Source organism: Bacillota bacterium, assembly GCA_012842395.1.
Classification (GTDB): domain Bacteria; phylum Bacillota; class SHA-98; order UBA4971; family UBA4971; genus UBA6256.
This window is the reverse complement of the sequence record DUSX01000003.1, coordinates 22,615-36,194: the sequence shown is the minus strand read 5'-3', so window position 1 is coordinate 36,194 and position 13,580 is coordinate 22,615. Positions and strand designations below refer to the sequence as shown.

Genomic DNA, 13,580 nt, shown 5'->3' with positions numbered 1-13,580 from the left:
AGGAAACGAAATGACTCGTGACGGAGCGGATGGGCGCCGCCCACCTGGCCCCGACTTCTCCTCCATAATCTACGCGGAGCGGACCGCAAGCGTCACAGCCCGAGTGGCACATGCATACGTTAGCGTTGGCGATGCGGGATCGCCGCGACTGCGGGCTAAGGGTCCAAGGATATTTGGAACAAGGGTGCCGCGGCGTCACAAGACATGTGACGCGCTAGCATCAACGTAACACGAGCTTTGGGGGTGATGCCGGATGCTCAGGGGAACGACGGCTGTGTGCCTCGACCCTGGCCACTAGCACGGTGGGGATGATCCGGGAGCGGTTGGGAGAGCCGGGACGCGCGAGGCCGACATCAATCTCGCCGTGGCAGCGAGGGTCGCAGCACTGCTCCGGAACGGGGGAATCGGTGTCATTCTCACGAGGACGAAAGACGCCTCGGTGCCCCTCAGAACGCGCGTGATGAGAGCCAACAACGCTGAAGTCGCAGCGTTCGTGTCCATTCACTGCAACTCCGCTGGTAGCGATAGCGCCCGTGGCACGGAGGCGTACTACTACAGGACGAGCGACCCAGGCAGGAAGCTCGCAGCGGCCATACACGTGCCCCTTGTCCGCGCAACCGGGCTTGTGGACCGAGGGGTCAAGGACGCTGGGTTCTATGTCCTGCGCCACACGAAAATGCCGGCCGCCCTTATCGAGTTGGCCTTCATATCCAACGAAGATGAGGAGAGGCTGCTTAGAGACGAGGGGTTTCAGACGAAAGCCGCGCGGGCGATCACGGACGGCATTGCCGGGTGGCTGCGAGACCAGCATATCCTCGCGAGTTGGCTCGCGCGCACTATGTAACAACGAGGTTAACCACGTCCCCATCGAAGCTCGCACGCGCCGCTAGCGACTTCGGCCTGGGGGGAGCCATTGCGGGGTTGCATACAAGGGAACCTCGCGGCTGGCGCACACCAAGTGAGTCTGGGTGAGACTGTTGAACTTCCCCAGTACCTACCAGTTTGACCGGGCACGACGACCGTCTTGAGCGATCTAGACATAATGGAAGGGCCGGCCCCGATTCGCGGTTCGTAGGTTATACTGGAGACAAGGTCCACCAGCACAGAGCTACAAGCGAAGGAGGCCGGCACCATGAAGTATACCACATTCGTCGGGCTGGATGTTCACAAGGATTCGATCGCGGTTGCGGTAGCAGGTAGGGATGAGAAGGACGCGGAGGGGCTCGGGGTGATCCCTAACACGCCTCAGGCAATAGCCAAGCTGGTAAGGAAACTGGGCGAACCAGGGGGCCTGAGGTTCTGCTATGAGGCTGGCCCTTGTGGGTATGGGATTTACAGGCAGCTTATAGCGATGGGCTGTTCGTGTATGGTAGTTGCGCCGTCACTGGTTCCGAGGAAGCCGGGTGAGCGAGTCAAGACGGACCGGAGGGATGCTAAGAAACTTGCAAGGCTGCTGCGAAGTGGGGATCTTACGCCGGTATGGGTTCCTGATGAGCGTCAGGAGACTTTGAGGGATCTTTTGAGGGCAAGGGAAGACGCCTGTCAGGATCTTTTGAGGAAGCGGCACCAATTGAGCAAGTTCCTCTTGAGGTTAAAGCTAAGGGCTCCTGAAGGGATACGGGCATGGACTGATAAACACCGTCGGTGGCTTGAGGGCATACGTTTCGAGCAAGCGGCGCAGCAAGTAGTGCTAGCAGAATACATTCATGCGGTCGATGAGGCGAGGAGCAGGATAGAGCGGTTCGAGCAAGAGATAGCGGCGTATGTTGAGGCATTTGCTGACCAGAGGGTGATAAAGGCGCTACAGGCACTTAGAGGGGTGGATCTCATCACAGCAGCGACTCTGGTGGCAGAGCTTGGGGACATCACCCGGTTTGAGAATGCGAAACAGCTCATGTCCTACGCAGGTGTTATGCCAAGCGAGTATTCGAGTGGCGCAAAAGAGCGGCGGGGGTCGATCACCAAAAGCGGCAATGCTCACGTGCGCCGGGTGATAGTGCAGTCAGCCTGGAATTATCGTCACACCCCGAAGGTAGGGGTTGTGCTCAAAAAGCGCCAGGAGGGCCTATCGCAGGAGATTAGAGCAATTTCCTGGAAGGCGCAGATGCGGCTCAATCGCAAGTACAGGAAGATGCTGGGCAGGGGAAAGACAAAACAGGTCGTGGTAGTCGCAGTGGCACGGGAGCTGTTGGGGTTTGTCTGGGCGATTGCGCATGAAGTAGTGATAGAGAGCGTAAAGAGGGAAGTGGCGTAGGCTTCGGTCAGGATTTGTTGGTAGCATGTAGACTTCCGATAGATTTGGAGGTGTAGCAGTAAGCGGAGCGGCAGAGAGACGGTAGGGAGAATCCTCGTACTACCTATGTGCTAAGGGGTCCGCCCGAACGCACGCGTCTAGGCCGAGGTAGCTCCCTGACGGAGTGTAAGTCTTACGGTATCCAACCCGCGAATATCAAGATGAGAGGCCGTCGCATCGCTCTGTCCGCCCGCTACTGCCCAAACCCCAAAGAGGTACTTTGCATGTGACCGGGTGAACGACTAACAATCCATCCTACGGAACAGCTCGGAGGGTCTTGACATGGCCCTTCCATATCAGGTATGTCGCCAAAAGTTCGCGCTACTTTTCGGCGGAGGGGTCCTGCCCAGGGTTGCCGGTGTTGCCTTCCGGGGACGGCGCGCTTGCGGCGCGCCTCGTCCGAATTCGGCGCTTAAGACAGCCGAATTCTCCACGTCCCGTCGTGCAATCACCGGCAACGCCTCCCAAAAGTCGGGAGCACTCTTGCACCCCCACCTAGACCTTCGAATGGGAAGGAAACCAGCCGGTGAATCCGCGCAAAGGCGGCGCAATAGCAACATTCCTGACTAGACTAGCTCGCTACAGGCTGTCGGACGGGGCGGGAGACTGCGTTGCGTACGTGACAAGGAGATATGCCCGTGTCAATGGAAGAGAATGCGAGGACTCGGGGCTCTTGGTAAAGATACCGCTAACCTGAGGCGGCACTTCAGGCGCGGCCCAGCCACTCCCTCTCCAAAGGGGCCACGGCCGAAGCGAGCACCCGGACCTCGGCAGCTCCCGCACGGAGGAGTGCACGCGAGCATTCGTTCGCAGTGGCACCGGTTGTGATCACATCATCGATAAGTAACACTCTCTTGCCGGCAACCTCGAGCGGGTGCGGGACCAGGAATACCCCGCGGATGTTGTCGCGCCTCTCGCGCCTCCCGAGCTTGTTCTGTTCTCCCGCAAGAACGCTTCGAACAAGCGCTGCCCTCACAGGGAGGCCAAGGCACGACCCCACTACCCGCGCAAGCAGGTCTGCCTGGTTGTAGCCCCGCTCAGCGAGACGCTTCGGATGCAGCGGCACTGGGACCAACACCTCGGAACCCCTCATCGCTTTCTCGCGCGCAACGGCCCTCGCCATGAGGACGCCGATGCCCTCGGCCAGTTCCCGCCGCCCTCCGAACTTGAACGCGTGGACGAAGTCTTTCAGCGCGCCGTCGTACACCCCTACCGCCCGGGCCACCTCGAAGAACCTCGCGCCCGAAGCGCAGTCGCGGCAGACCTGATTGCTTTGTAGGGTCTCGCCGCCACGGCCGAGAGCCGCGCCCCTCAACGGCCGGCCGCACTTGAGGCAGTACGGCGGCTGCACAAAGGGTATCCTGCTCAGACAGTGTCCGCATATCGGTGTGCAGAAGATCTCTTCGAGGCCCCGCGCGTGGAACTGCCCGCACAGGACACAGCCTTCCTCTTCGGGCAGCAGCACATCCAGGACGTCCCGCACGAATCTCGCAACGGCGTCCTCAAGTCTTCCACGCCCCCCTGCATGGTCGCAGTACGAGGCCGACATACCGGCCCGCGCAGCCGCCGCCGTACCCGTGCTCTCGCAATGCGCGCCAGACGCTCCGCCACTGAACCAACGAGCCATGCGCCGTACCCCCTGCTGTCAATCTGTGTTGTCTCAGGCAAAGACTGGGTGAAAACGCCGCAAGCCTTCACATCCTCGGCTTGCGATCCCCGCCTGCACGCCGAGCCCGCACACCGCGATCTTACCTTCCTCATGGAAGACAGCACAATACGGAAATGGCATGACTTGGGAGTGATACACGACGTATCACCCCAAAAGGTGGTTTAGGGACGTCACCCCATTTTCTGGGAGGTCCTACGCCTCGCAGGGCGAAGACTCTATCACGGAACCCTCCGTCACGGTCGGAACGCGCCTTCCCCCGCAAAACGCGCTTGCCGTCCGCCGGAAAACGCACTTATTGGAGGGAGAAGAGTCGAATGGTTGGCGCGCTCTACTTCGTGTACGCGGCTCGCACGTCGCGGGATGACGATCCCCCGTTCGTCGGCGTGTCTCATTACCCCCCTCTTGACCTCGCCGTGCTTGCCGAGGATGGCTACGAACGCCTGACGGTGCTCAAAGGCCCCCTGCCCATCGCCCTCGCGGAGCTCGAGGCGCTCCGGGCCGCGAGCCCCACGAGGACACGGTGCGATACCATCTTGACGAGGCCGGGGGGACGACCGGAGGACATCGTGGCTCCCGCCCCCGCCGTCACCAATCTGAGGTCCGCACCGCATCCGGCGCCAGCTCCACCAGCGGTGACTGCAAGGGAAACCGGCGTCTGGGCCCACCGGCGGTATGCTCCTTGGCCCCGAACCGCCGTCCATCATCTCGGCCTCGCCGGCGTCCTAACCCGCGCGTCGTCCTTCGCCGCGCGCCGCCCACCCATGTCTCGTTCCGGCCCGGGCGAGGCTTTGTTCCGCTCCGGCGCCGCCACGTACGTAGATGCACTCGCGCTCACCGCTCCGCACCATGTCCCTGTCGAGATGCCGTCGCAGGAGGATCTTCGCGTTGTCAGCGAGGTCCTTGAGGGGCGGATCTTGTTTGAGCGCGAGATCCGGCGCGCCCTTGAAGAGCGCGGACATCCCGTTCCAGGGCCGCTCGAGGACGTCCTTCAGGTGCTTGTCCTGCGCGGAGTCGTCGGGCGCGTTCCGTCAGTCGCCATCGACCGCTTTGGGATTGCTACCTGCGCAAGATGTGGCGGGCGCGAGATCGGCGAGGCGAGCTGCGCAAGTTGCGGGGGCGACGAGTGTCTGCGCTGCATGGAGTGCGCGTCTTTGGGGGAGGCCAGGTCGTGTCGTCCCCTCTATTACGCCCCGGTGCGTCCGAGATCGCCACGGCACCTAGAGCTGCCGCGGAGCTCGAACCGCCCGGAGGACACAGAACGTCTGGCGCGTTCAGACGCTTTGGAAGGCCAGGACTGTGCGGAGCGTTCGGACCACACCGCGTACCCAGAGAGCTGCGCTCCCCAGACGAGCCCCGCCCCGGCCTGGAAGGTCGCGCTCCCTTTCGAGCTCACGAAGGCGCAACGAGACTCATCGCAATTCCTGGAAGCCTTCGTGTCCGAGGACGAACGAAGCGAGTGTCTCGTTCACGCTGTATGTGGCGCGGGGAAGACCGAGGTGTGCTTTGGGGCGGTCGCCCGTGTCCTTGGATGCGGCGGCCGGGTGCTGTTCGCCGTGCCACGAAGCGATGTCGTGGCCGAGGTGGCCCCGCGCATCTCCGCCGCCCTGCCAGGCGTCCGCGTCATTGCTCTTCGGGGTGCTTCTCAAGAGCGTTACCTCGACGCGGACATCGTGGTGGCCACAACCCATCAGGTGCTCAGGTTCTACGAGGCATTTGACCTTGTCATCCTCGACGAGGCGGACGCGTTCCCGTTCCGCGGCAACAGGATGCTGCGCTATGCCATGAGGCGGGCCACCGCGCCAGCCGGCAAGACTGTGTACATGACTGCCACCCCTGACGAATCCCTGCTCGCCGCCGCTGACCGGGGCGAGGTTGGCCTGACCAGGATCTCCGCCCGTCACCACGGCCACCCCCTTCCCGTCCCAGCCATCGTCACGGCGTCCCTCCCGCCGGTCGACAAACATGGCGCGTTCTCAACGCCGTGCCGGCCAGGGTACACGCCTCGGCCCCCACGTGCATCCGAGCTTCCATCCGAGGTAACCGCCATCTTGCGAGCCTCGCTCAACGAAGGACACCGCGTTTTCGTCTTCGTGCCCACCGTCGAGCTCGCCGGACGGGCGTGCGCCATGCTGGAGGCCTCCTTTGCCTCTCCTGTCGCCGCAGCGGAGAAAGGTGGGCCGCCCTCGCCCCAGAGCCCACTCAGCCTGCCCACCACACCGCCGCGTATCGCATTCGTGCACTCGCGCCACCCTCAGCGCGACCAGCTCCGTGAGGAATTCAAGGAAGGACGGATCGACGTCCTCGTGACTACCACGATCATGGAGAGGGGCATCACCGTGCCCATGGCCGACGTCGTCGTCCTCTACGCCGACTTCGACCGCGTATTCGACTCGAGCACCCTCGTGCAGATGGCAGGACGGGCCGGGAGGTCACGAGAGTACCCCTGCGCCCGCGTGTTCTTCGTCGCAGAGCGCACGTCACCCGCGATGCGCACTGCCGTAGCCTCCATCCGTGCCATGAACCGTCATGCGGCTGACTCGGGATACCTCGTAACCGCAGCGGATCCAGGCGGTGCTCCCGCGTCGCCCAGGACAAAACCCGACATCGGCGTGTAGAAAACCGGATGGCGTGTAGAAAGCCGGACGGGCCACGCCACACGGGAGCCGGTTGCGCGCCTGAGGGAAGGCCACGACGCGATCGTCGGTTCCGCGCGGTGCAGAGAGGGTTTCGGCGCATAATATAGAATAATCAGTACGTTCGTACGCACATGACTCCGGCGCGTCATGGAACCGATGCCCTGACGCTGCCAAGCAGACATCTAAGTGTGGCACCATAAGTTTTCGTCTCCTTTCTTGACGGCGCTAGGGTTGCCGGTGCGTGCACGACGGGGCGCGGAGAATTCGGCTATCTCGCGCGCCGAATTCGAACGAGGCACGCCGCAAGCGCGCCGTCCCCGGAGGGCAGCACCGGCAACCCCGGCAGGACCCCTCCGCCGAAAAGCAGTGCGAACTTTCGGCAACATACTTGGGCGCCGCAGCACTGAAACGCGAGAGGTCGCGTCGGCGAGGACGGTGCCAGGGAACCTACCTATCTCGTTGGGTTAAGACTGAGTCGAAACCGTGGAATACCCGGTGGCACGATCGCAGAGGGGATCGCGCCGCCGGGTATTCCGGCTTCCTGGGGAGATTGACACGAAGCGTGCCGCTTCGCGCCGCCCTGGTATGGCTCGCGGCGGCACGAGAACACTCGACGGCTCCCGTAGGGTGTCCCAGCTCGGCGGGCTTGACTCCAAAACCTACTGGTCGCCCTAAGCCAGGCGCCCCCTGGGAGCTGGTCCCCAAGGCATAACACTGGCAACCTCCGCTACGCACGTATCGTGGCGGCCCGCGTATCTTGTAGTGACGTCCTGCAGCGCACTAAGTGGAGGTGCGAAAATGCTTCCGATTATTGGGACGGGTTGCCGGTGATCGCACGAGGGGTGCCAAAGCCCGGCCACTGGCCTGACGGGCCGGACTTCGGCGAAGCACGCGCCGCTCGGAGCGCCGTCCCCGAGCGCGATACCGCCCGCTGGCGCGGCACCTGCTGGAGACGGGGCGGGGATTGATGCACCTCGCTCGGTGGTGTCGAAGGAGGGACGAGAACGCGTCATTGCCAGGACACTTCGCTGTAGCGTCAAAGGAGTCAAGGGGGAGTGTCAAAGGACATGCTACCTGCCATGTATCATGTGAATCCTCCGGGGAAGGGACACGACCGCAACTATGCCTGTGGCTGTGACGGCGCCTACCGCCGGGACAGCGAGACGGGCCAGCCCCAGGACCGGGACAGGAGCACCGGTCCAGACAGCAGCCAAGAGTCTGAACACGATCGGAACAGCAAGCGCGATCCCTTCGCGGCGATAATCGGCTCCAGCCCCGGCATCGCCGCCGCCCGCATCCTCGCCCGGCGTGCGGCACGCGGCAGTTCCAATGTCCTCCTCCTTGGCGAGACGGGCGTTGGAAAGGAGGTCTTCGCCCGAGCCATCCATGAGGCCGGAAGCCGGGCGCACGGGCCATTCGTCGTGGTGAACTGCGCCGCTGTCCCGGAGGCCTTGATGGAGTCGGAGCTATTCGGGTACGAGGCAGGCGCGTTCACAGGCGCGCTCAAGAGCGGAAAGCCTGGGAAGTTCGAACAAGCTTCAGGAGGCACCCTCTTCCTGGATGAGGTCGGTGACATGCCCCTCACGCTCCAGGCGAAACTCCTGCGCGTGGTCCAGGAGCGCGTAGTAGAGAGGTTGGGCGGCACTAGCGGTATACCGGCGGATGCCAGGCTTATCGCGGCCACCAACAAGAATCTCCGCCAGATGGTAGCATCGGGGGCATTCCGAGAAGACCTCTATTACCGGCTGGACGTGATCACGATAACCATCCCGCCGCTGCGCGAAAGGAGGCAGGACATGCCGGAGCTTGTTGAGTGTTTCCTGGGGAGGCTCAACAAGGTCTGCCATACGTCGGTGACGTCGGTTCATCCCACGGTGATGAACGCGTTTCTGAGCTATCATTGGCCCGGCAATCTTCGCGAGCTTGAGAACGTCCTCGAGCGCGCCCTCAACTTCGCGGAAGACACCGAGATCCTACCAGAAGACATTCCGGAGTACCTCTGGGAGACTGTTGGCTCGCGTGTGGAGGATGCGCCGACATCTCAAGGACTGGGGCTCGACGAGTCCCTCGCCGCCCACGAGAGCGCGATCCTCATGGCAGCGCTCCGTGCCGCCGGTAACAACAGGGCCAAGACAGCCAGGATGCTCAATATATCGCGGTCGGGTTTGTACAAGAAGCTCAAGCGATACGGCATCCTAGGCAAGGGCTAGCTCGGGCGCAGGAATGCCAATGGCTTTGCAGGAGGGGTTGCCGGTGACTGCACGATGCGCGACAAAACCCAGCCGTCTGCCGGACCGGCTGGGTTTTGTCGATACGCCCCGCTTGGGGCGGAAGCGCCGTCCCTGGGTGCAACACCGGCGCCCCAAGTCCCGCATGTTCTTATTCACTCAAGACCCCGCCTAGAAGCGCCTGGTAAGGCTTATGCACTGTCTCTTGCCCTGCTCTTCGCCTGTGAGCACTGCGTAGGACATCTCGAAATCGCCGAACCGCAAGCCGATCCCGCCTGTGTACGCCTTCACATCGAGGCCCCCGCCGTCTCCCACGATGATCCCGCCCCTTAGGGCGATATGAGGCGTGAGCCACCCTTCGAAGCCACCTGTGTAAGTGTAGGTCTCAAGCCCACCCTCGGGCCGTGAAGCCCGGTGAGCGTCGACGGCAACCACCGTCCCGGCCGAGAGTCTCAGGCTCAAGCCCGCAGAATAGCTCGGTCGCAGGGTAACGGCGGTGCCATCGTCGAAGACCAGTCGCGTGCTGGTTACGTCCCGGGCGACGACTCCGAGCGAGATCGCATTGTGCTTCACCACGAGGCCGGCGTCGGTGGCAAGACCGCGCCAGCGCAAGTCCCCGTTAGGATCGTCAGCCGCTGCATCGGCGGCCGCTCCGCGAAGGTAGCGCACGCCAAACCCGAGCGCGCCCCACTTGGCGAAGGACTTCCCCACCGAGTAGTTGAACGTGTTGCCCGAGAAGAGGGCGTCCCCGTCATGCCACTCATAGTGCCCCCACGCGAACCCACCCGCCCCGCCGCCGCGGTCCATGTCGGAGAGGGCGATGAACTTGAAGTCAGTCGGCCCGGCGCCCTCTCCCCAGGCCGACCCAAACGTGAGCGCAAGTCGTTCCGTGCGGAGGCCGAACGCAGCGGGATTCGAGTAGAGCGGGTTGGGCTCGTCCCATACCGCCACGTACGAGTATCCCATGGCCATCAAGCGGGCGTCCGCAAACCCAAATGGCTCTACGAAGCCGTACTCTTCAGCGGATGCGACCGCATGGAGCAGCGTCATAGCGCACAGCGTCGCCAGGAATGCCGCTGCAAGCCGCCTGCTCATCGCCTTGATTCCAACTCCCGTCCCGTTGGTGACCGCAGACCCGTGCGCTCCGGCGGACCGGAGACCGGGCCCGCGACATGCCGTCGTTGCAGTCACGTTGCCTCACTCCTTCCTTGGCTCTGGAAGGACGCCCCAGAGCCGGCCTTGTCGCGTACCACACGAGCCAGCAGCCCTTCCACCACCCATGGGCGAGACTGGTCTCTCGCTCGATGTCCAGTGTCAGACTGGGCACGGCCCGGAGGGTCACGCTGCGGGCCACAGGTCCTCAGGAGGAGCACGGTGGCACACCGCGGCGTGATGATCCGTCCGTTCCGAAGTCGCCTATCTACGTCCTATTGCATGATCCTTGGCGTTATGAAGATCACGACCTCCGTCTCGGTGGACGCCTTCCTCGTGCTGCTGAAGAGCAAACCAAGGACCGGCATATCGCCGAGCAGCGGCACCTTTGACTTGACCTCATACTCGGATTTCAGCTTCAGGCCGCCGATGACTATGGTCTCCCCATCCTTCACCCTGATCGACGTCGAGGCCTGACGCCTGTTCACGAGAGGCAGGCCGTCCGAGGTCTCCACCGCGTCGCTTACCTCAGGCTCGATCTTCACGAGGATCTCGCCCGTCTCCGATACACGCGGGGTGAATTTGAGCGAAATGCCCGTCCGTATGGACTCCAGCCGCGTGGACGTGTCGCTGTTACTGCCCGTCGTGACTGCGAAATAGCGGTCCTTGCCAAGGAATATCTCGGCAGGCTCGCCGTCAACCGTAGCGATCCTTGGGGTCGCGTGTATCTGTGCCTTCCCAGAATCCAGGAGAACCTTCATGGACGCGATGATGTGCTCGAGACCGCCAGCCACGTTGTACTTGGCCCCCCAGATTCCCGACACGAAGTCCACGAAGCCCGAGGAAGGCACCGTCGGATCAGCCTGGCCACCGCTGCCCTCATAGCGCCAGTCAGCCCCGAAGGACTTTCCGCTGTCAGAGGATATCTCCATGACGACGGCCTCCAACATGACCTGCGGTGCCGGGCGATCGATCCGCTCGATGTCCGACTTGATGCGCTGCACCAGGCTGGCCGGGGCGGTGACTACGAGAACGTTGTCAGTAGCGCCCACCTTCACATATGGTGCAAAGAAATCCGAGAGCAGTTTAGCGGCGTTTTCCGCCTTGACGTAATTCAGCTTGACCACCTCTGTGGTGGTGAGGAGCGGGAAACTGGGGTTCTTAGAATCTGCCGACCCCACGACGTAGTAGTCGCCCACCTTGACAAAGGTATAGCCGAGCGGCCCAACGATCATCTCAAGCGCCTTGTCCAGGGGGACGTCGCGCAATTCCGCCGTGACCCAGCCCTGCACCGTGGCATCGGCCATGATGTTGACCCCCGTCTGCGCGGAGATGTCGCGCAAAACGCTCAGGATGTCGGCGCCGTCGAAAACGTTGGTCACCAGGATCTCCTGCGCCATCGACGCCTGCGGCAGGGCTACCGTAGCAATCGCCAGCGCGAGCGCCAGCACAAGCCCAAGCCCGAGCCTCCTTGCCGGGGCTCTCCCGCTCAACCCGAGACCTCTTGATTCAGACATCTGTGACCCCTCCTCCAAGTCAGCCTAAACTCTCCAGGGCTCATGGCCCAGAGCCGCGAGTCCGCCCCGGCGCCTAAACCGCCACTTTGCATCGCACGGCCTGAAACAGGGGCCGCCTGGCCGCCGCTGGCGACAAAGTTGGGCGCGGCTCGAGTCGGGCGCGGCTGTCACGGCTGTTTCACCTCAAACTCCCCGGACACATATAGGGGCGCCTTGCCGCCGTATTTTACGGTAACCTCCACCATGTACCTCCCAGGCTCAAGAGCACGCGCGTAACCCGCTCGAATCAGCCTCGTACCGCCAGGGAGGACTATGCTATCGAGCTCACCGAGATCCACGGAATCGACCTCTTGCCACGAGCCCGGACCGACATACTCGATCCCCGGGACGCTTTCGGGGACGATATGTCTCTTGATGCCGAACGTGACCTGCGGTTTCAAGTGGGTGGCGCCGGTGTTCTTGAGCGCTGTGCTGAATATCCAGCCTACAGAAGGGCCTCCGTCCTCGATCTTGAGTTCCCCAAGTTCCGCGAGCTTCTCCGCCTGCTTGCCGACGGTCAGGAAAACCAGGGCGCCGGCCTCCCCGGCCCATGCGGGGGACGCCGGGGACGCTGCCGGCGATGCTGCCGCTGCATCCTGCCTTGCGCCTCCTTGGTCTTCCACAGGTGTTCCGGTGAATACGAGGTTCGCATACCTGCTGCCGGCCTGGTCCTTGGGGATATTGATCATGAGACGAACCATTTGTTTGCCGCCCGGTCGGATGTCCATGGTTGCAGGCCGCAGCTCAATCCAGCCGGCACAGCTCCATTTGGCTGGTGCGGCAGCGAGCGCGGCCTCGTCCTGGACTAACTCGCCTTCCTCATCGTACACGAGCGGCAACGCTCTCCCCTCCACATGGATGGGGACATCGGACTTGTTCTCGACCACGATGGACCGCGCGGCCACCGCGCCGGGCGGGTAGGTTAGGTCGAGTTCGGCTGGCTGCACGTTGAACGGGGCAAGCCTCGCCCCGCCCTCTACGCGCCTTGCCTCGGCCCCGCTTGGAGCTAGCGTGAACGGCACCTTTGCCAGGGCTGGCCTCGTTCCGCCATACTTCACGGCGATGTCCGCGATGTAGTTGCCTGGGGCGAGGCCGGAGGGGAGCACCGAGACAAGGTTGACGGTGGTCTCGGGCAGCACCAAACCCCGGCCCGAGCCGAGCGGGATCTGGCGCAGGCGCTTTCCGGAACCGTCTCTGAGAGTCAGGTAGCCGCGTGCGAACACGTGTGTGTTGCCTTCGTTCCTGACCTCGCCTATGAGGATCAAGGCATCCTTGCCGTAAGCGGCAGCATACCTCGGGTCGTCCGCGGCAGCCTTCACACTGAATCCTGCGATGGTGACGGCTTTTCGCACCCTCGGCGCAGGGATGGCGAGTTCTACCACCGTGGCGAACCTCTGAAGGAACTTGGTGGATGCGAAAGCTTCTTCTCCCGTCCTCTCCTCCGGCACGAGCTCGAATACGACCGCCGCGAATCTCCCGCCGTATGTACCTCTAGGAATCGCAAGCTTGCAGTCCACCGAAAGCGCTTCGCCTGGGCCCAATGTGGCTTCTTCCTTGGACAGCCTTATCCATTTGGCGCACGAGTACTCTGACTCGCCCGGCTCGACGACGCGATAGTCGCCGTTCGGTTTCTGCACCACATCCGAGGCGAATACTCGGAAGTGCGCGGTCGCCGTCTTGCTCTCGTTCACGAGCAGGATGTTGAAGGTCTTCGTTTCGCCTGGAGCTCCGGTGAGCTCAATGAGGAGCGGGGTCAGGCTGATGGATACCTGAGCGTGCGCCACGCCGACGAAGCAACTCACGAACGTCCACAAGAGGACCGAGGCAAGAAACACGTACGACGTGATCCGGGTGATCCGGCAAGCCCTGCTCGTGCCATGGCTGGACCCATCAGGGCCGTCACACCGTGATGAATGAGGAACCATCATGAGCTTATCTCCTCTCTGGTCCGATCAGGGGTGGCGACCCGCCACCCCTGATCTTCCCGCGTGTCGTGCAAGGCTCACCTTTCCAGGTAATACAGGGTTCCGGGAAGGACTTCTCTCA

At 62.9% G+C, this 13,580-nt stretch carries 7 protein-coding genes and 1 pseudogene; 4 read left to right on the top strand and 4 right to left on the bottom strand.

Features of this window, described 5'->3' with window-relative positions; translation table 11 throughout:
• Nucleotides 1–301: 301 nt before the first annotated feature.
• Both GX515_01830 and GX515_01825 read left to right on the top strand, forming a co-directional pair.
• Nucleotides 302–844: pseudogene (locus GX515_01830) on the top strand (N-acetylmuramoyl-L-alanine amidase).
• A 288-nt stretch (nucleotides 845–1,132) separates the two neighbouring features.
• The gene (locus tag GX515_01825; GenBank protein ID HHY31751.1) at nucleotides 1,133–2,254 is read left to right on the top strand and encodes an IS110 family transposase; all 1,122 of its coding nucleotides are present in this window, start codon (nucleotides 1,133–1,135) and stop codon (nucleotides 2,252–2,254) included.
• Between the two features lie 745 nt (nucleotides 2,255–2,999).
• Here the strand turns inward: GX515_01825 and GX515_01820 are convergent.
• Nucleotides 3,000–3,920 carry a ComF family protein gene (locus GX515_01820; GenBank protein HHY31750.1) on the bottom strand — a complete coding sequence of 307 codons (921 nt, stop codon included), beginning with the start codon at nucleotides 3,918–3,920 and terminating at the stop codon, nucleotides 3,000–3,002.
• Between the two features lie 356 nt (nucleotides 3,921–4,276).
• On the opposite strand from GX515_01820, the gene GX515_01815 reads away from it, so the two are divergent.
• Both GX515_01815 and GX515_01810 read left to right on the top strand, forming a co-directional pair.
• The gene (locus GX515_01815) at nucleotides 4,277–6,577 is read left to right on the top strand and encodes a DEAD/DEAH box helicase family protein (protein HHY31749.1); all 2,301 of its coding nucleotides are present in this window, start codon (nucleotides 4,277–4,279) and stop codon (nucleotides 6,575–6,577) included.
• A gap of 1,076 nt (nucleotides 6,578–7,653) precedes the next feature.
• A complete protein-coding gene (locus GX515_01810; protein HHY31748.1) occupies nucleotides 7,654–8,808 on the top strand; it encodes a sigma 54-interacting transcriptional regulator in 1,155 nt (384 codons plus the stop codon).
• Between the two features lie 189 nt (nucleotides 8,809–8,997).
• Here the strand turns inward: GX515_01810 and GX515_01805 are convergent, their stop codons facing one another.
• From GX515_01805 to GX515_01795, 3 genes are all read right to left on the bottom strand, one after another.
• On the bottom strand, nucleotides 8,998–10,017 hold the full coding sequence (locus GX515_01805) for a hypothetical protein (GenBank protein ID HHY31747.1): 1,020 nt from the start codon (nucleotides 10,015–10,017) through the stop codon (nucleotides 8,998–9,000).
• Between the two features lie 236 nt (nucleotides 10,018–10,253).
• Entirely contained in the window at nucleotides 10,254–11,495 is a 1,242-nt protein-coding gene (locus tag GX515_01800; GenBank protein ID HHY31746.1) for a hypothetical protein, read from the bottom strand.
• A gap of 167 nt (nucleotides 11,496–11,662) precedes the next feature.
• Nucleotides 11,663–13,462, bottom strand: a complete 1,800-nt coding sequence (locus GX515_01795; GenBank protein ID HHY31745.1) for a hypothetical protein — start codon at nucleotides 13,460–13,462, stop codon at nucleotides 11,663–11,665.
• Between the last annotated feature and the right edge of the window lie 118 nt (nucleotides 13,463–13,580).

Coding starts and splice junctions, on each gene's coding strand:
- GX515_01815 (HHY31749.1), top strand. CDS start 4,277: ATGGTTGGCGCGCTCTACTTCGTGTACGCGGCTCGCACGTCGCGGGAT.
- GX515_01825 (HHY31751.1), top strand. CDS start 1,133: ATGAAGTATACCACATTCGTCGGGCTGGATGTTCACAAGGATTCGATC.
- GX515_01795 (HHY31745.1), bottom strand. CDS start 13,462: ATGATGGTTCCTCATTCATCACGGTGTGACGGCCCTGATGGGTCCAGC.
- GX515_01820 (HHY31750.1), bottom strand. CDS start 3,920: ATGGCTCGTTGGTTCAGTGGCGGAGCGTCTGGCGCGCATTGCGAGAGC.
- GX515_01800 (HHY31746.1), bottom strand. CDS start 11,495: ATGTCTGAATCAAGAGGTCTCGGGTTGAGCGGGAGAGCCCCGGCAAGG.